This window comes from Arthrobacter cheniae (genome assembly GCF_003602275.1).
Lineage (GTDB): Bacteria > Actinomycetota > Actinomycetes > Actinomycetales > Micrococcaceae > Arthrobacter_D > Arthrobacter_D cheniae.
On sequence record NZ_QZVT01000003.1, the window covers coordinates 12,097 to 28,919 of the forward strand.

Annotated in this window: 16 protein-coding genes; 4 read left to right on the forward strand and 12 right to left on the reverse strand. The window is 69.2% G+C overall.

All coding sequences use genetic code 11. The annotated features are described in order from the left end of the window. Positions 1 to 141: 141 nt before the first annotated feature. The 6 genes from D6T63_RS05745 to argC are packed head-to-tail and all read right to left on the reverse strand — an operon-like array spanning position 142 to position 6,115. On the reverse strand, positions 142 to 681 hold the full coding sequence (locus tag D6T63_RS05745) for an arginine repressor (protein ID WP_120148074.1): 540 nt from the start codon (positions 679 to 681) through the stop codon (positions 142 to 144). After that, positions 678 to 1,625, reverse strand: a complete 948-nt coding sequence (argF, locus tag D6T63_RS05750; protein WP_120148075.1) for an ornithine carbamoyltransferase — start codon at positions 1,623 to 1,625, stop codon at positions 678 to 680. Before argF ends, D6T63_RS05745 begins: the two co-directional genes overlap by 4 nt. Then, entirely contained in the window at positions 1,622 to 2,917 is a 1,296-nt protein-coding gene (locus tag D6T63_RS05755) for an acetylornithine transaminase (protein WP_120148076.1), read from the reverse strand. Before D6T63_RS05755 ends, argF begins: the two co-directional genes overlap by 4 nt. Continuing rightward, the gene (argB, locus tag D6T63_RS05760) at positions 2,914 to 3,906 is read right to left on the reverse strand and encodes an acetylglutamate kinase (RefSeq protein ID WP_120148077.1); all 993 of its coding nucleotides are present in this window, start codon (positions 3,904 to 3,906) and stop codon (positions 2,914 to 2,916) included. The genes D6T63_RS05755 and argB overlap by 4 nt, the downstream gene beginning before the upstream one ends. An 11-nt stretch (positions 3,907 to 3,917) precedes the next feature. Next, complete coding sequence (argJ, locus tag D6T63_RS05765) at positions 3,918 to 5,087, reverse strand: bifunctional glutamate N-acetyltransferase/amino-acid acetyltransferase ArgJ (RefSeq protein ID WP_120148078.1); 1,170 nt, start codon at positions 5,085 to 5,087, stop codon at positions 3,918 to 3,920. Continuing rightward, entirely contained in the window at positions 5,084 to 6,115 is a 1,032-nt protein-coding gene (argC, locus tag D6T63_RS05770; RefSeq protein ID WP_120148079.1) for an N-acetyl-gamma-glutamyl-phosphate reductase, read from the reverse strand. Before argC ends, argJ begins: the two co-directional genes overlap by 4 nt. A 105-nt stretch (positions 6,116 to 6,220) precedes the next feature. On the opposite strand from argC, the gene D6T63_RS05775 reads away from it, so the two are divergent. Next, positions 6,221 to 7,186, forward strand: coding sequence for a quinone oxidoreductase family protein (locus D6T63_RS05775; RefSeq protein ID WP_120148080.1), 966 nt, complete (start codon positions 6,221 to 6,223; stop codon positions 7,184 to 7,186). Positions 7,187 to 7,269: 83 nt separating this feature from the next. Here D6T63_RS05775 and pheT read toward each other — a convergent pair whose 3' ends face one another. Both pheT and pheS read right to left on the reverse strand, forming a co-directional pair. Beyond that, entirely contained in the window at positions 7,270 to 9,813 is a 2,544-nt protein-coding gene (gene pheT / locus D6T63_RS05780) for a phenylalanine--tRNA ligase subunit beta (RefSeq protein WP_120148081.1), read from the reverse strand. Continuing rightward, entirely contained in the window at positions 9,814 to 10,896 is a 1,083-nt protein-coding gene (gene pheS, locus D6T63_RS05785) for a phenylalanine--tRNA ligase subunit alpha (RefSeq protein WP_120148082.1), read from the reverse strand. A 207-nt stretch (positions 10,897 to 11,103) separates the two neighbouring features. Here pheS and D6T63_RS05790 point away from each other — a divergent pair, with 207 nt between their 5' ends. Continuing rightward, a complete protein-coding gene (locus D6T63_RS05790) occupies positions 11,104 to 11,568 on the forward strand; it encodes an eCIS core domain-containing protein (RefSeq protein WP_120148083.1) in 465 nt (154 codons plus the stop codon). A 116-nt stretch (positions 11,569 to 11,684) separates the two neighbouring features. Here D6T63_RS05790 and pcp read toward each other — a convergent pair whose 3' ends face one another. Next, a complete protein-coding gene (gene pcp / locus D6T63_RS05795; RefSeq protein ID WP_120148084.1) occupies positions 11,685 to 12,323 on the reverse strand; it encodes a pyroglutamyl-peptidase I in 639 nt (212 codons plus the stop codon). Positions 12,324 to 12,385: 62 nt separating this feature from the next. Between pcp and D6T63_RS05800 the strand changes: the two genes are divergently transcribed. Then, positions 12,386 to 13,474, forward strand: coding sequence for an Rv2578c family radical SAM protein (locus D6T63_RS05800; protein WP_120148085.1), 1,089 nt, complete (start codon positions 12,386 to 12,388; stop codon positions 13,472 to 13,474). A 65-nt stretch (positions 13,475 to 13,539) separates the two neighbouring features. Here D6T63_RS05800 and D6T63_RS05805 read toward each other — a convergent pair whose 3' ends face one another. After that, on the reverse strand, positions 13,540 to 14,037 hold the full coding sequence (locus D6T63_RS05805; RefSeq protein WP_182976892.1) for a (deoxy)nucleoside triphosphate pyrophosphohydrolase: 498 nt from the start codon (positions 14,035 to 14,037) through the stop codon (positions 13,540 to 13,542). Between the two features lie 27 nt (positions 14,038 to 14,064). Beyond that, positions 14,065 to 14,313: a hypothetical protein gene (locus D6T63_RS05810; RefSeq protein ID WP_120148086.1), complete on the reverse strand. Its 249-nt coding sequence runs from the start codon at positions 14,311 to 14,313 to the stop codon at positions 14,065 to 14,067. A 240-nt stretch (positions 14,314 to 14,553) separates the two neighbouring features. Here D6T63_RS05810 and D6T63_RS05815 point away from each other — a divergent pair, with 240 nt between their 5' ends. Beyond that, complete coding sequence (locus D6T63_RS05815) at positions 14,554 to 15,831, forward strand: MFS transporter (RefSeq protein ID WP_120148087.1); 1,278 nt, start codon at positions 14,554 to 14,556, stop codon at positions 15,829 to 15,831. Here the strand turns inward: D6T63_RS05815 and D6T63_RS05820 are convergent. Further along, positions 15,805 to 16,803 (reverse strand): TrmH family RNA methyltransferase, encoded by a 999-nt coding sequence (locus tag D6T63_RS05820; protein ID WP_120148088.1) that lies wholly within the window; start codon positions 16,801 to 16,803, stop codon positions 15,805 to 15,807. The genes D6T63_RS05815 and D6T63_RS05820 overlap by 27 nt on opposite strands. Positions 16,804 to 16,823: the final 20 nt, after the last annotated feature.

A 16,823-nucleotide genomic window follows, 5' to 3' on the forward strand; every position in this document is an offset into this window, starting at 1 on the left:
TGTGCTCCTTCGTTTGTCCGGGGCGGAGCCCGGCGATTCGTCTGTCGTGAATCTGTCGTGGATTTGGCGTGGAAGTGTCGTGTGGTCTGTGGTGCTGCTTGCCGCGGCACAGTCTCTCCTGCCAGCCTAGCGGCGTGGTGCTCAGGCCGGCTCGGGGGACCCCTGCGGTTCCTGCGCGAGGCTGAGGAAGCGCTCCGCGACGGCCGCACCGCCGTCGGGCTCCCGGCTCACGAGCAGAACGGTGTCGTCGCCCGCGATGGTTCCGAGGATGGACGGGATCACGGAGTGGTCGATCGCGAGCGCCAGGAAGTTCGCCGCTCCGGGCGGTGTCCGGAGGATCACGATGTTCCCCGAGGATTCCGCGGTGACGAGCAGTTCGTTGCACAGCTTCGCGAGCCGCGCGTCGAGGATCTCCTGGGAGACACCGCTCTGGACGTGGCGTCCCCCGCCCTCCACCGGCACCGCGTAGATGAGCGCGCCGTCGGCTCCGCGCACCCGGACGACGCCGAGCTCCACCAGGTCCCGCGACAGCGTGCCCTGGTTCACCTGGACGCCCTCGGCCGCGAGGAGGGTCGCCAGTTCCGCCTGCGAACGGACGGACTGCGCCGTCAGGAGGTCCGCGATCCGGGCGTGACGCGCGGTCTTCGTGACGGGGCGGATGGAGTCCCGCTGCACGGTCATGACGGTTCCTCCGACCGGGCGACCAGCCAGGTCATCAGTGCCTTCTGCGCGTGCAGCCGGTTCTCCGCCTCGTCCCAGACCACCGACTGCGGGCCGTCGATGACGCCCGCCGCGATCTCGTATCCGCGGTACGCCGGGAGACAGTGCAGCACGACGGCGTCCGGCGCGGCCTGGGCCATCGCCGCCTCGTCGACGGCGTACGCGCGGAACAGGTCCTGGCGCGCGGCTTTCTCGTTCTCCTGGCCCATCGACACCCAGGTGTCGGTGGCGACGACGTCGGCGCCGGCGAGCGCGACGGCGGGGTCGGTGGTCACGAGGACTGATCCCCCGGTCCCGGCGGCGCGCTCCACCGCGGCGGCGACGACGGCGGCATCGGGTAGGTAGCCCTCGGGGCCGGCGACCCGGACGTGCATCCCGGCGGTGACCCCTGCCAGGAGATAGGAGTTGGCCATGTTGTTGGCGCTGTCCCCCAGATAGGTCATCGTGAGGCCCGCGAGCGTCCCCTTGTGCTCGCGGATGGTGAGCAGGTCCGCGAGCAACTGACACGGGTGGTAGTCGTCGGAGAGGGCGTTGATAACGGGGACCTTCGACGCCGCGGCCATCTCCTCGAGGCCGGCCTGTGCATAGGTTCGCCAGACGATCGTCGCGACCATGCGCTCGAGCACCTTCGCGGTGTCCGTGATGGACTCCTTGTGCCCGAGCTGCGAATCACCCGCACCGATGATCAGCGGTACCCCGCCGAGGTCGGCGATGCCGGCGGCGAAGGACACGCGGGTGCGCGTGGACGTCTTGTCGAAGATGACCGCGACGGTCCTGCGCCCCGCACCGTCGCCGGCGAACGGCGCGTGCGCATAGGGATTCGCCTTCAGTTCCGCGGCGAGGTCGAGGACCTCGGCCTGCTCCGCGGGTGAGAGGTCGGTGTCGACGAGGAAGTGGCGCGTCATGCTGTTGCCTCCGTGGCGCTGGTGCGGGCAGTCGTGAGGATCGCGGGCAGGGCATCGATGAAGGTCGCGGCCTGCTCCTCGCTGAGGATCAGGGGCGGAGCGAGGCGGATGGTGGCGGGGCCTGTCGCGTTGATGATGAAGCCCTCGGCGAGGGCGGCCTGGACCGCTGCCGGAGCGTGGTCGCCGTCGAGGTCGAAGCCGATCAGCAGGCCCTCGCCCCGTACCGCCACGACACCGTCGACGTCCGCCAGCCCCCGCCGGAGGTAGGCTCCGACGTCGGTTGCGTGCCGCAGGGCGCCCGACGCCCCCAGGACGTGCAGCGTCGCCAGGCCGGCCGCCGTCGCCACCGGATTGCCGCCGAAGGTCGTGCCGTGCTGGCCTGCGCTGATGAGCGTCGAGACCCGCTCTCCGAATGTCACGAGGGCACCGATGGGGAAGCCTCCGCCCAGGCCCTTGGCGAGCGTCATGGCATCCGGCACCACGCCGTCCACCCACTGGTGCGCGAACCAGCGACCCGTCCTCGCGACGCCCGTCTGGACCTCGTCGAGGATCAGCAGGGCTCCGTGCTCGCGGGTCAGCGCCCGCGCCGCGCGGAGGTATTCGGGCGACAGCGGGCGAACGCCGGCCTCGCCCTGGATCGGTTCGAGGACCAGTGCGGCCACGGTGTCGTCCATCGCTGCCGTCAGGGCGTCGATGTCGTCGAAGGGCAGGTGCTCGACGCCGCCGGGCAGCGGCTCGAAGGGCTCCCGGTAGGCCTTCTTCGAGGTGAGCGCGAGGGCTCCCATGGTGCGGCCGTGGAACGCACCGTCGAGCGCGATGATGCGGTGCCGCTCCGGCGTACTGTTGCGGCGGGCAAGCTTGAAGGCGCCCTCGAGGGCCTCAGCCCCGGAATTGGTGAAGAAGACCCGCGACCCGCCGGGCGCTCGGGACAACTCCAGCAACCTCTCGGCGAGTGCCACCTGCGTGGGACTCGTGAAGAAGTTCGAGATGTGCCCGAGGGTTGCAAGCTGGCTGGAGATGACCGAGGTGACGAACGGGTGGGCGTGCCCGAGCGCGTTCACGGCGATCCCGCCGAGGAGATCGAGGTACTGCTTGCCGTCCGCGTCCCAGACGTTGCACCCCGAGCCCCGGACCAGGACGCGTTGCGGTGTCCCGAACACTCCCATCAGGGCGTCGCTGTAGCGCGAGAGCCATTCGGCACCGGTGTTGCCGCCCGTCAGGACCTCGACGGTATCCCCGGCCGGGTGCTGCGCTGCGTGCCGGCCCGAGGAGGCCGTCGTGGTTCCGGTCATGGCTGCGCTCCTGCGTCTGCCGGGGTATCGGCTGGATTGTCCTGCGGCTCGTCGGGCACGACCTGCGTCCCGATCCCCGCGGTGGTGAAGGTCTCCAGCAGCATCGAGTGGGCGAGGCGCCCGTCGACGATGTGCGCGCGCTCGACCCCAGCGTCGACGGCCTGGAGGCATGCGGTCATCTTGGGGATCATGCCCGACTGCAGGCTCGGCAGGAGCTCGCGGAGCTGGCTCGCCGAGAGGGACGAGATGAGCGAGCTGCGGTCGGGCCAGGCGGCGTAGAGGCCCTCGACGTCGGTGAGGATCACGAGTTTGGAGGCCCCCAGGGCCGCGGCGAGGGCCGCCGCCGCGGAGTCCGCGTTGACATTGAGGACCTGCTGGGTCGCCTCGCCGTCCGCGTCGTACTCGGGCGCCACGGTGGAGATGACCGGGATCCGGCCGGCCTGCAGGATATCGAGGATCGCTCCCGGGTGGACGGCCGTGACCTCGCCGACGAGGCCGAGATCGACGGGCTCGCCGTCGACGACGGTGCCGGTACGGACCGCGCGGAGCAGCCCCCCGTCTTCGCCCGAGAGACCGACGGCGTAGGGGCCGTGGGAGTTGATCAGGCCGACGAGTTCGCGGCCGACCTGGCCGGTGAGGACCATGCGGACCACGTCCATGGCCTCGGGTGTCGTCACGCGCAGGCCGCCCTTGAACTCGGACTCGATCCCGAGGCGTCCCAGCATCGCGTTGATCTGCGGTCCTCCACCGTGCACGACGACCGGACGGATGCCCACATGGTGCAGGAAGACGATGTCCTCGGCGAACGCCCGGCGCATGTCGTCATTGACCATGGCGTTGCCGCCGTACTTGATGACCATCGTGGTGCCCGCGAACCGCTGGATCCACGGCAGCGCCTCCATCAGGGTGGCGGCCTTGTCCTGGGCGCGGAGGGTGGAGGCGGACGGGCCTGTCACGTCGGTCGCCGTGCCCGTCGTCGAGTCGGTCATGGTTCCTCCCATCAGCTCGAGTACGCGGAGTTCTCGTGCACGTACTCGTGCGTCAGGTCATTGGTCCAGATCGTTGCAGCGTCAGTCCCCGCGGCGAGGTCGATCTCGACCGTGACGTCGTGGCCGGTGAGGTCCACGAGGTCCCGGGACTCGCCGATGCCTCCGTTGCGGCAGATCTGCACGCCGTTCATGGACACGTTCAGCCGGTCGGGCTCGAACACGGCGTCCGTGGTGCCGACGGCGGCGAGGACGCGGCCCCAGTTCGGGTCGTTCCCGAAGATCGCGGTCTTGAACAGGTTGGAACGGGCGACGGCGCGGCTGACCACCTCGGCGTCACGCTCGGAGGCTGCATTGAGCGTGGTGACGGCAATCGTGTGGCTCGCACCCTCGGCGTCGTGGATGAGCTGCGCGGCGAGATCGAGGCACACCTCCGTCAGGGCCGCTGTGAACTGCGCCTGGTCGGGCGCGATGCCGGCCGCGCCCGAGGCGAGCAGTACCACGGTGTCATTCGTCGACATGCAGCCGTCCGCGTCCGTGCGGTCGAAACTGACGCGCGTGGCTTCCCTGAGCGCAGCATCGAGCGCTGCGGCATCCAGTGCGGCATCGGTCGTCAAGACCACGAGCATCGTGGCGAGTCCGGGGGCGAGCATGCCGGCTCCCTTGGCCATCCCGCCGATCGAGTAGCCCTCACTCGCGGAGTCGGCCGTTGCCGGATACCGCGCCTCCTTCGCCACGGTGTCCGTGGTCATGATGGCCTCGGCGGCCGTGGGGCCGCCGCCCCTGCCCAGGGAACCGGCCGCGTCCGCCACGCCGGCCAGCAGCCTCTCCATCGGCAGCTGCTCGCCGATCAGGCCCGTGGAGCAGACGAGTACATCGGTGGCCGAGACGCCGAGCAGATCGGCTGTGGCCTCTGCCGTATGGTGCGTGTTCTGGAATCCCTCGTGCCCGGTGCACGCGTTGGCTCCGCCGGAATTGAGCACGACGGCGTCGACGCGGCCGTCGGAGACGACCTGGCGCGACCAGAGGACGGGAGCGGCGGCGACCCGGTTGGAGGTGAAGACGGCAGCGGCGTTGTGCAGCGGCCCATCGTTGGTGACGAGGGCGACGTCGGGCTTTCCGGTGCTCTTCAGTCCTGCGGCGACGCCGGCGGCGCGGAAGCCGCCCGGGTAGGTGATGCTCACGGTGCGATCCCCTGAATGGTCAGGCCGGCGGTCTCGTCGAGGCCGAGGGCGATGTTCATGGACTGCACGGCTCCGCCGGCGGTCCCCTTGGTGAGGTTGTCGATGACGCTGCTGACGATCACGCGGCCCGCGTGCTCGTCGAACGCGAGCTGGAGGTTCGCGTGGTTCGAGCCGAGGACGGACTTCGTGGCGGGCCACTGACCCTCCGGCAGCACGCGCACGAACGGCTCGTCCGCGTAGGCCCGCTCCCAGGCTTCCCGGAGCTGCGCATAGCCGACGCCGCGACGGACCTTCGCCGTCGCCGTCGTCAGGATGCCCCGTGCCATGGGCGCGAGGGTCGGTGTGAAGGACAGCGAGACGCGCTCACCGGCAGCGAGGCTGAGGCCCTGCTCCATCTCCGGTGTGTGGCGGTGCCCTCCCCCGACCCCGTAGGGGCTCATCCCGCCCATGACCTCGGAGCCGATGAGGTTCGGTTTGGCCGCCTTCCCGGCTCCGGAGGTTCCGGACGCCGAGATGATGACGACGTCGTCGGGCTCGAGGAGTCCTGCGGCGAAACCGGGGGTGAGGGCGAGGAGCACGCTCGTCGGGTAGCAGCCGGGGACGGCGATGCGCCGCGCGCCCACCAGGTCCGCGCGGTGCCCGGGTAGTTCCGGCAGGCCGTAGGGCCAGGTGCCGGCGTGCGGCGAGCCGTAGAACTTTTCCCAGGCGGCGGGGTCCTGGAGGCGGTGATCGGCACCGGCGTCGATCACGAGGGTCTCCGCGGACAGCTGGGCGGCGATCTCCGCACTGGCGCCGTGCGGGAGCGCGAGGAAGACGACGTCGTGTCCCGCGAGCACCTCCGGCGTGGTCTCCTGCAGCACGCGGTCCGCCAGGGAGTGGAGGTGCTGCTGCAGTTCACCGAGAGTCGATCCGGCATTGCTGTGCGCCGTGATGGCACCGATCTCGATGTCGGAGTGGTTCGCGAGGAGGCGCAGGAGTTCTCCTCCGGCGTAACCACTGGCGCCGGATACCGCTGCAGTGAACGTCATGGCTCAACGATACAACAAAGTATGCAGGCCACCACATAGTTATGCAGTCCCGTCGATGATGGAGCGGGAATAGCATGAGGGGACGCCACGGAAAGGAACAGCATCATGCCATCAGCCATCGTCGTCCGGCAGTCCGGCGGACCCGAGGTCCTCACCCTCGCCGCCAGCGACCGTCCTGAACCCGGACCCGGCCAGCTGCTCGTCAAGGTCGCGGCCACCGGCGTCAACTTCATCGAGACCTACCAGCGCAGCGGCGCCTACGCCGTCGAGCACCCCTTCACGCCCGGGGCCGAGGCAGCCGGGACGGTGGAGGCGCTCGGTGCGGATGTAACCGGCTTCGAGGCGGGCGACAGAGTCGCCTTCGCCGAGGGCAAGGGCACCTACGCGGAGTACGCGCTCGTCGATGCGGACCGGGCACTGCCCGTGCCCGACGGCGTGGACCTCGCGACCGCGGCGGCCCTCCCCCTGCAGGGCATGACCGCCCACTACCTGACGAACTCGACGTTCCCGGTGCAGCCGGAGCATACGGTGCTCGTGCATGCGGGCGCCGGCGGCGTCGGCCTGCTGCTGATCCAGCTCCTGAAGGCCAAGGGGGCGCGCGTCATCACCACGGTGTCCACGGACGAGAAGGAGGACCTCGCTCGCGGCGCGGGTGCCGACGAGGTGCTGCGCTACGACGGGTTCGCTGATGCCGTCAGGGCGTTGACGGACGGCACGGGCGTCGACGTCGTGTTCGACGGCGTCGGCAAGGAGACCTTCGACGAGTCCCTGCGCTCACTCCGCATCCGGGGAACGCTCGTGCTCTACGGGGCTGCATCCGGTGCGGTGCCGCCGCTCGATCTGCAGCGCCTGAACAGCGGCGGCTCGCTCTTCGTTACGCGGCCCACCCTCGTGCACTACCTGCTCTCCGCCGAGGAGCGGCGCTGGCGGTCGGAGGAACTCTTCGGTGCCGTCGCTGCCGGCCAGCTCGATGTGCGGATCGGCGCCCGCTATGCGCTCGCCGATGCGGCGCAGGCACACGAGGATCTGCAGGCACGGCGGACCACCGGCAAGGTGCTGCTGATCCCCTGAGGTCTTCGTCCCCGAACGACGAGGGCCCGCCCACACGCCGGTGTGGACGGGCCCTCGTTGTCTGTCAGGAACTGCTCCCGACGTCAGCGCTGTACGGCTCCGAACCGCTCGGCTGCGACCATCACGGCACTGTCACGTGCAGCGCTGGCCTCCTCCGCGGTGAGGGTGCGGTCGGCGGCGCGGAAGCGCAGGGCGAAAGCCAGGGACTTTCTGCCCTCGGGAATGCCCTGTCCGGTGTACACGTCGAAGAGGCTGACGTCCTCGAGGAGCTCACCCGCCCCCTCGTTCAGCGCCTCCAGCACGTCGCCCGCGACCACGTCGGCGTCGACGACGAGCGCCACGTCCTGGGTTGCCGCGGGGTATGTGGACAGGGGTCGGGCCACGATGACGTCCGCGGCGGCCTCGAACAGGAGGTCGGCGTTGATCTCGAAGGCCACGGTGCGCACCGGTAGGTCCTGCGTGGCGATCAGCTTCGGGTGGAGTTCGCCCGCGTAGCCCAGCACCTCCCCGCTGCGCAGTGAGAACTCCGCCGTACGGCCCGGATGGAAGGCCTGGTGGCTCCCCTTCCGCACCACGACGTCGACACCGGTGACCTGCGCCATGAGGTGCACGACGTCGACGGCGTCGGCCCAGTCCCAGGCGCGGGGCGTGACGCCGGCCGACGGCACGAGCTCGTGTCCGGTGAACAGGGCCGCGATGGTCTGCGGCTGGTCGGGGATTCCCGAGTACAGCCCGTCGAGGACCGCGTCGTCGGGCTTGATGCCCAGCGGTGGGATGGACTCCGTGCCCATCGAGGTCCCCGGCAGGAAGACGGCACCCGATTCGAAGAGGGCCAGGTCGCGGAAGCCCCGCGAGTGGTTCCGCTTGGCGAGCTCGACGAGACCGGGCAGGATCGAGCGGCGAAGATAGCCGAGCTCAGCGCTCAGCGGATTCGCGAGCTTGACGGAGGGCGCAGCGTCTCCCTCGTGGGGCGTGCCGAAGACGGCGTTGGCCTGCTCACCGACGAAGGGATAGGACAGGACCTCGGTGAGTCCTGCCGCGGCGAGGGCGTTCAGGAGCCGTCGCCGTTGCTGCTGAACGCGCGTGAGTCCGCGGCCGGGAGGTGCCACGGGGAGCGTCGAGGGGATGGTGTCGTACCCGACGAGGCGGATGATCTCCTCGGTGAGGTCCTCGCGGGTCTCGAGGTCCGTGCGCCAGCTCGGCGCCGTGACGCGGTACCCGCCGTCGGTCTTCTCGACCGTCGCGCCGAGGTCGGTGAGCGTTCCCGTGATCTGCTCGTCCGTGAACTCGCGGCCGATCAGGCGTGCCGGGAAGTCGGCGGCCAGCTCGATGACCCGGGCTTCGGGCGCCTGCCCGACGTCGGTGACGGCGTCGTCGACCGTACCTCCGGCGAGTTCGAGGAGCAGTTCGACGGCGCGCTGTGCCGCGATGTCCGCGATCTGACGGTCGACACCGCGCTCGAAGCGCTTCGACGCCTCCGACGGCAGCCTGTGCCGCCGTCGCGACCGTCCAATGCTCACGTCGTCGAAGTGTGCGGACTCGATGAGCACGGCGCTGGTGCCGTCGGAGACCTCGGTGGAGGCACCGCCCATGACGCCCGCGATGCCGAGCGGGCCCGACGAGTCGGTGATCAGGAGGTCACCGGGGTCGAGCGTGCGCTCCTTGTCATCGAGTGTCCGCAGCTTCTCGCCGGGCAGGGCGCGCCGGACCACGATGTCGCCGGAGAGCCTGTCCAGGTCGTAGAAGTGGAGCGGCTGGCCGAGTTCGAGCATCACGTAGTTCGAGATGTCCACGACGAGGGAGATGGAGCGGATGCCTGCGAGGCGCAGGCGGGCGGACATCCAGGGCGGCGTCGGGCGCGAGGTATCGACCCCGCGCACTGTTCGCGCCACGAAGCGGTCGCAGCCGGCCTTGCCGTAGACCGGTGCGGAGTCTTCGAGCCGCACCGGATAGCCCCCGCCCGCGGCGGGCGGGACGACGACGGCGGCAGCGGGATCCGTGAAGGTCGTCCGGGTCGCGTGGGCATACTCGCGAGCCACTCCGCGGATGGAGAAGCAGTAACCCCGGTCGGGCGTGACGTTGATCTCCGCGGCCTCGTCGTAAAGCCCGAGGAGGTCCAGGGCATCGGTGCCGATCTCGGGGTCGAGGCCCAGGGTCGACAGGACGAGGATGCCGTCGTGGTCGTCGCCGATCCCGAGCTCCCGGACGGAAGCGATCATGCCCGCGGAGACGTGTCCGTAGGTCTTCCGGGGGCTGATACGGAAGTCGCCGGGCAGCACTGCACCGGGAAGCGTCACCACGACCTTGTCGCCCTCGACGAAGTTGTGCGCGCCGCAGACGATCCCCTGCAGGCCCGAGGGGTCGATGCCGTCGCCGGTCAGGGTCTGCTCGGCGCCCTCGGGCACGACGCGGACCTCGCACCAGTTGATGGTCTTGCCGTTGGACTGGGGTTCCTTCACGAGGCTGAGCACCTGGCCCACGACGATGGGCCCGGTCAGCTCGTCGGTGGGACGATGGACGTCCTCCTCCTCCAGGCCCACTTTCACGAGCTCGGCCATCACGTCTTCCGCTGTTGCGTCCGCAGGTACGGCTGCGTATTCGCGCAGCCAGGACAAGGGGATTCTCACCTAGATCTCCATCCCGAAGTGTTCGCTGAAACGTACATCGCCCTCGATCATGTCCCGCATGTCGCCGACCTCGTTGCGGAACATGAGTGCCCGCTCGATCCCCATGCCGAAGGCGAACCCGGAGTAGACGTCCGGGTCTATGCCGGTGGCACGGAGGACATTGGGGTTCACCATGCCGCAGCCACCCCACTCGATCCAGCGGGGCCCGCCCTTGGCACCCGGATGCCAGATGTCGAGCTCCGCGCTCGGTTCCGTGAAGGGGAAGTAGTTGGGGCGCAGGCGGACCTTCGCTCCATCCCCGAAGAGTTGCTGCGTGAAATGCTCGAGCGTTCCGACGAGGTCGGCCATGGTGAGGCCCTTGTCGATGGCCAGGCCCTCGAACTGGTGGAACACAGGCGTGTGCGTGGCGTCCAGTTCGTCCGTGCGGAAAACCTTGCCCGGGCACAGGACATAGATGGGCAGCTCCCGCTCCAGCATGGAGCGGACCTGTACCGGCGACGTGTGCGTGCGCAGGACGAGGTGCGCCTCGGGAGGCTCGACGAAGAAGGTGTCCTGCATCTCGCGGGCGGGGTGGTCCGGCTTGAAGTTGAGGGCGTCGAAGTTGAACCACTCGGACTCGAGCTCGGGTCCCTCAGCGATCTCCCAGCCCATACCGACGAAGACGTCGCTGACGCGCTCCTGCAGGGTGGACAGCGGGTGGCGGGCGCCGGTCCGGCGACGGCGTGGGGCGGCCGTGACGTCGACGGCCTCGTCGACGAGGATCCGGGCGTCACGCTCGGCCTCGAGTTCGACGACCCGGGCTGCGAGCGCCTGGTTGATGCGTCCCCGCGCCGGTCCGATGTTCTTGCCCGCGGCGGACTTCTGCTCCTTCGGCAGCGCTCCGATCCCCCGATTCGCAAGGCTCAGGGGCGACTTCTCGCCGGAGTGGGTGATTCGGACCGCCTTGAGCCCATCGAGGTCGGCTGCGGCAGCGATGTCGGCGAGCGCGGCGTCGACGGCGGCGGCGACCGACGAGGCGTCCAGCGGATCGGGGACCTGGGCATCGGGGCCGGTGGGCCCGGCGTGCTCTGGGGTTTCGGACATGGGCGTTGCTTACCTAGCACTCTCGGACGTGCGGCGGGTGGGCTGCTCGGCAGACCACGCCGTGGACAGGAAAACGCCGGGTCGCAGCGTGGGCGCACCGGCGGGTCAAGTCTAGGCGACCGGTTCGGCGGCACCGCAACCCGGGCGGTCGGCGCTGGTGCGTCGGCCACCCGGCCCTCCCGCCGGCGGCACCAGTACGATGGCGGCATGAACCGGAGGCTCGTGCCGTTCCTCAACTGGATCAATCTGTCGACGCCGTGCGGCCTCGCGCTGGCGGCCCTCTCCGGCTGCCGTATCTTCCGCGGCCCGCACGGCATCCTTCTGGCCGAGGGGTACCGGAGGCGTCTCCCCAGAGCCCGGGCCTTCACCGTGGGAAGCGTCGTCCTGCTGAGGGGCCGCGTGCCGCAGGGCGCACCTGCGGGCTTCGATCGGCTGCTCGAGCACGAGGCCCGCCACTGCCGCCAGTACGCCGCGTGCCTGGGGCTGCCGTTCCTCCCTGCATACCTCCTGGCGGCCGCCTACTCGCTCCTGAGGACGGGCGATCCTGCGTCCCGCAATCTCTTCGAGCGCGGGGCCGGCCTGGCCGACGGCGGCTACCGGGAGCAACCGCTTCGTCCCGTCGCGGACGTCGTGCGGGCCACCTTCGCTGCCAGGAGCCGGCGGCGATCCTAGGAAGCGATCCTAGGAGTCAATCCTCGCGGGAGTCGATCCTGGGCGCCGATCATCGCAGGAGTGGATCACCCTCGGCGATCGCCGACCCTGACCGCAGTGCGCGCCTGACCGTCGGACTAGTGCTCCGCGCCCGCCGTGACCCGGGCGTCCGTCGTCGTCCGTGCCGTCGTCGTGGCGATCGCGACGAGCGCCGCGGCCATCGAGTCGACGGCGAGCCCCGGCTTCCCGTTCGCGTCGCCCTGTTCCGTCGAGTACGGGACATGGATGAAGCCACCGCGGATGCCGGTGCGGGTCGAGAGGTGGTGCATGAGGCCGTAGAAGATGTGGTTGCACACGTACGTCCCCGCCGTCTGCGAGACCTCGACCGGGATGTCGAGGTGGGCAACCGCCTCCCGGCAAGCCTTGATGGGAAGCGTTGAGAAGTACCCGGCCGGACCGTCCGCTGCCACGGGTTCGTCGATCGGCTGCAGGCCGGCGTTGTCGGGGATGCGTGCGTCGTCGACATTGATGGCGATGCGCTCGATCGAGATGTTCTCGCGTCCTCCGGCCTGGCCGACACACAGCACGATCTCCGGCCGGTAGCGCTCGATGGCCTCCTCCAGTACCTTGACGGTCCGCCCGAAGACACAGGGGACCTCGACGGCGGCAGCCTCCCGGCCCTGCTCCCGCAGCAGGTCCGCCGCGCGCTGAGCGGCGTGCCAGGACGGGTTGGTCGATTCTCCCCCGAAGGGTTCGAAACCGGTGAGCAGGATCATTCATCCAGCCTAGGACACGGGCCGACGTGACACAGTATTAGTACACGTGTTCTACTTGCTGCATGCGGTGGGAAGGCCAGAAGATCACGGACGACGACGTCGAGGGCGCCTCCGTCGCCGAACCGGCCCTCGTACCCCTGGCAGGCCTGGTAAGGACCGTCAGGACTCCCGAATTCGCCGGCATCACCTTCCACGAGGTTGCCGCGAAGTCGGTCCTCAACAAGGTGCCTCCCACCTCATCCATGCCGTTCTCCTGGACCATCAACCCCTTCCGCGGTTGCTCCCATGCCTGTGTCTACTGCTTCGCGCGCAAGACGCACAGCTACCTAAACCTCGATACGGGCCTCGATTTCGACGCTCAGCTCGTCGTCAAGATCAATGCCGCTGACGTATTGGTACGGGAACTCTCCCGGCCGTCCTGGAAGCGCGACCATGTTGCGCTCGGAACCAATACCGACCCCTACCAGCGGGCCGAGGGTCGCTACAGCCTGATGCCGGGCATCATCTCTGCGCTGGCCGATTCGGGTACACCCTTCTCCATCCTGACGAAGGGCACCCTGCTGGCCCGGGACATCCCGCTGCTGAAGGCAGCATCGGAGTCGGTCAACGTCGGCATGGGCATCTCGCTCGCACTCCTGGATCCCGTCCTCGCGGATTCAATCGAACCGGGCACGCCTGCTCCGAAGGCACGGTTGGCTCTCGTCTCGAGGCTCAGGGAGGCGGGACTGCCCTGCGGCGTCATGGCCATGCCGATCCTCCCGTGGCTCACGGACGGCGACGAATCGCTCGATCAGCTCTTCGGTGCGCTCGCGTCCGCTGGTGCGACGGGCGTGACGGCGGGCCCTCTGCACCTGCGGCCCGGATCCCGTGAATGGTTCATGCAGTGGCTCGCAGCCCAGCATCCACACCTCGTGCCGCGCTACGAATCGCTCTACAGGGGCGGCAGCTATGCCTCGAAGGAGTACCGGGACTGGCTCTCGGGCAGGATCAGGGTGTTCCGTGCAAAGCACGGGCTCATGGCGGGTGCTGGTTTCTTCCGCAATCTCTCGGCTGCCGGACCAGCCGATTCCGGCGGCAGCAGCGCGTCCGGCCCGAGGCCCACCCCGTCAGCGGCAGACTCCGCTCGAGCGGTCCAGCCGTCCCTGTTCTAGGCGGGTCACCCGTCAACTGTCCATCCCCGGACCGATCCTGGGCGACGGCGCGCACCGCTCCGCGATCAGGCGGACGGGCCCTCGCCGAATGCGGACGGGACCTTGCCGAATGAGGACGGGACCTCGCCGAGTGCGGACCGCAGGGCAACGAGGATCGGCTTGTCCGCGGGAATCCAGGGAAGGTCCTCGACCTCGGTCCCGGCGTCGAGGGGCACCCAGCGCAACTCATCGTGGTCCTGCAGCGCCTCGGGCTCGCCGGCGGTCACCTCGACGAACCAGACGCGCATCGCGGCCTTCCCGTTGAGGGGCCAACCCTGGTCCGCCGGGCCGGGGATCTCCGCACCCAGCCGGACGTGAATGCCCAGCTCCTCGTTTAGTTCGCGGTGCAGGGCAGCCTCGCAGGTCTCGCCCGTCTCCACCTTGCCGCCCGGGAACTCCCACATGCCTGCGAACTGGGGCGGTGACGTACGCCGTGCGACAAGGAGCCTGGTGGGCTGCTCGAGGGAGTCGACGACGGCCGCTCCGACGATCTGGAGGGGCTGGTGGAGGGCTGCAGAGGTCACGAGCCGAGTGTAGCGAGGTCCGCAGGGTCAGCTTTCTTCCGGGGAGGCGAGTGCGCCGCCCGCAGGCTTCGTCTGATGCTCCGGATTGTCTTGGCGCCGGTACTCCCCGTGCGGACTCAGACCGGGAACCTGCTGTCCGGCGTTCAGCTCCGTCGAGGTGAAGGCGTCTTCGAAGAACTCGGCCGCGCTTTCGGTTCCAGGCTCCTCAGGGAGGTTGATGTCCTCGCGTAGGTGCTCCGTCTGCGGCACTTCATATGAATGCGGTGTCCAGCCCATCGTTAAATTCCATCAGCCGGACGACCCGAATTCCAGCGTTGGCGCAAGCGGATCGGGCCTTGACGCAACCCGGGACCCCGTCCTCGTGCTGCGAAGGACATTCCCGCTATCGTCCCGGTCATCACCTAGGCTTGATGATGACGACGGCGTCCGCGTCGCCCCGACCGAACATGCATGCCCGCTTCGGCCGGCACAGCGGCCGAACCCTATTCTTCGACTACTTTTGCCGCTAGGACACCCATGACTGCCTCCGCTCACCCGACACCTCCGTCCCAGCGCCTGTCCGGCCGTCGCCTTACCCTCGCCATCGGTGCCCTGGCGGTCGGCGGCTTCGCCATCGGAACCACCGAGTTCACCATCATGGGACTGCTGGAGGAGATGCGTGCCGACCTGGGCATCGACTACGCGCAGGGGGGCCACGTCATCTCGGCCTACGCTCTCGGCGTGGTCATCGGCGCTCCGATCCTCGCCACCATTGGCGCGAAGAAGCCCCAACGGACCGTGGCACTGGCCCTCATGATGGTCATCACCCTGGCAAACATCTCGTCCTTCTTCGCTTCCGGCTTCGGCTGGATGCTGGCCTCGCGCTTCCTGTCCGGACTCCCCCACGGCGCGTATTTCGGCGTCGCTGCCGTTCTCGCCGCGACGCTGGCCGATCCGGCCAGACGCGGACGCGCCATCTCGATGGTGATGCTCGGCCTCAGCATCGCGAACGTGGTGGGAGTGCCCTTCGCGACCTGGCTCGGCCAGCAGTTCGGCTGGCGCTCCATGTTCCTGCTCGTGGGAGTGATCGGCATCGGGACCCTCGTGCTCATCCGCGCCTTCGTACCGGCAGTCCCGGTACGGCCGGGCGCCAGCATCCGCACGGAACTGGGGGCATTGCGCCGGCCCCAACTGTGGATGACCCTGCTCATCGGCATCGTCGGTTTCGGCGGCTTCTTCGCCGTGTACTCGTACATCTCGCCGATCATGACCGAGGTGGCGGGACTGGATGTATCGCTGCTGCCCCTCGTCGTCGCCCTGTACGGCGTGGGGATGGTCGTCGGTAACATCCTCGGTGGACGACTCGCCGACCGCTCTATCATGGGGAGCATCTACGGGGTCATGGCGGCCATTACGGTGGTCCTGCTCCTGTTCCCCCTTGCAGCATCGACACCGTGGTCGGCCTGCCTCTTCGTCTTCCTGGTGGGAGCCAGCGGATCGACACTCATCCCGCCCCTTCAGGCCCGACTCCTGGACGTGTCGCCCGGCGCGCCGTCACTCGCCTCCTCGATGAACCACTCGGCCCTCAATACCGCCAATGCACTGGGCGCAGCGGTGGGAGGTGCCGTCATCACCGCGGGCTGGGGCTTCACCTCGCCGGCGCTGGTCGGCGCCGGCCTCGCTGTCCTCGGACTCGGCGTCGCCGTGATCAGCGGACGCATGGACCGCAGCGATGCGTCGGCAACGTCGTCGGAGGCACCTGATGCCCCGCAGACGACGTCGGTCGCCTCAGACCAGACGCTGCGCGCGCGCTGAGGCGTACAGGCAGACCGTTGCGGCCGTTCCTACATTGAGGGACTCGGCGCTGCCGTAGATCGGGACGGCGACACGGGCGTCTGCGGCCTCGGTCACCTCGGCGGCGAGTCCCTGTGCCTCGTTACCGAAGAGCCAGGCTCCCGGATCCTCGAGACGCACGGAGCGGACGTGTTCTGCCGCCCCACGGGCCTCAAGACCTGATCCCCGTGCCGGCAGCGCGTCCGACGACGGAAAGTCCCCGCCGCCGGTGTCCTGGCCCGGTTCTCCTGTCCCGAACCTTCGCGCGGCGCTGGCATCCTGCAGGTCGTCGAGGCTGATGGTGCCGTGGCCGTCCGCGGCGAGCACCGTCATCCCGGCGGACCGCAGGCGTTCGGTGAGCCCCTCGAGCTCCACGCCGATGACGATGGGCAGGTGGAACAGTGAACCCACCGTGGAACGGACGGTCTTCGGGTTGTACGGATCGACGCTGGAACCGGTCAGGATGACCGCGTCGGCACCGGCGGAATCGGCTGCGCGGATGATGGTGCCGGCATTGCCCGGATCGCGCACCTCGACCAGCACGGCCACGAGCCGTGGACCGGAAGCGAGGACGTCGTCAAGCGGGCTGTCGACGAATCGGCAGACCGCGATGAACCCCTGGGGCGTGACGGTGGAGGACATGGCGGCCAGCACCTCGGCCGTCACCATACGGACGATCGGGGCACCACCGGACGCGAGGAGGTCGGCGATGTCCTCATGGCGCTCGAGCGCCTCGGCCGTCGCGTACACATCGACGACGACACCGCCGCCCGCACCGTCGTCGTGCTTCTCGAGGTGCAGGCGTAGTGCCTCACGTACGGCCTGGGGTCCCTCAGCCAGGAACTCACGCCGCCTTAAACGCGACGGACGCCCGGCCAGGCGTGCCACCTCCTTCACCCGATCAGCCTGGGTGTTGGTCATCAGTGGAGCCTGGGGGCGTCCGTTCACAGTCATCATCTACCGGGTGCGCGGGC

What these genes read in the sequence shown, in the direction of transcription:
- D6T63_RS05745 (WP_120148074.1), bottom strand. Translation starts at nt 681, where the DNA reads ATGACCGTGCAGCGGGACTCCATCCGCCCCGTCACGAAGACCGCGCGT.
- argF (WP_120148075.1), bottom strand. Translation starts at nt 1,625, where the DNA reads ATGACGCGCCACTTCCTCGTCGACACCGACCTCTCACCCGCGGAGCAG.
- D6T63_RS05755 (WP_120148076.1), bottom strand. Translation starts at nt 2,917, where the DNA reads ATGACCGGAACCACGACGGCCTCCTCGGGCCGGCACGCAGCGCAGCAC.
- argB (WP_120148077.1), bottom strand. Translation starts at nt 3,906, where the DNA reads ATGACCGACTCGACGACGGGCACGGCGACCGACGTGACAGGCCCGTCC.
- argC (WP_120148079.1), bottom strand. Translation starts at nt 6,115, where the DNA reads ATGACGTTCACTGCAGCGGTATCCGGCGCCAGTGGTTACGCCGGAGGA.
- D6T63_RS05775 (WP_120148080.1), top strand. Translation starts at nt 6,221, where the DNA reads ATGCCATCAGCCATCGTCGTCCGGCAGTCCGGCGGACCCGAGGTCCTC.
- pheS (WP_120148082.1), bottom strand. Translation starts at nt 10,896, where the DNA reads ATGTCCGAAACCCCAGAGCACGCCGGGCCCACCGGCCCCGATGCCCAG.
- D6T63_RS05790 (WP_120148083.1), top strand. Translation starts at nt 11,104, where the DNA reads ATGAACCGGAGGCTCGTGCCGTTCCTCAACTGGATCAATCTGTCGACG.
- pcp (WP_120148084.1), bottom strand. Translation starts at nt 12,323, where the DNA reads ATGATCCTGCTCACCGGTTTCGAACCCTTCGGGGGAGAATCGACCAAC.
- D6T63_RS05800 (WP_120148085.1), top strand. Translation starts at nt 12,386, where the DNA reads ATGCGGTGGGAAGGCCAGAAGATCACGGACGACGACGTCGAGGGCGCC.
- D6T63_RS05810 (WP_120148086.1), bottom strand. Translation starts at nt 14,313, where the DNA reads ATGGGCTGGACACCGCATTCATATGAAGTGCCGCAGACGGAGCACCTA.
- D6T63_RS05815 (WP_120148087.1), top strand. Translation starts at nt 14,554, where the DNA reads ATGACTGCCTCCGCTCACCCGACACCTCCGTCCCAGCGCCTGTCCGGC.
- D6T63_RS05820 (WP_120148088.1), bottom strand. Translation starts at nt 16,803, where the DNA reads ATGACTGTGAACGGACGCCCCCAGGCTCCACTGATGACCAACACCCAG.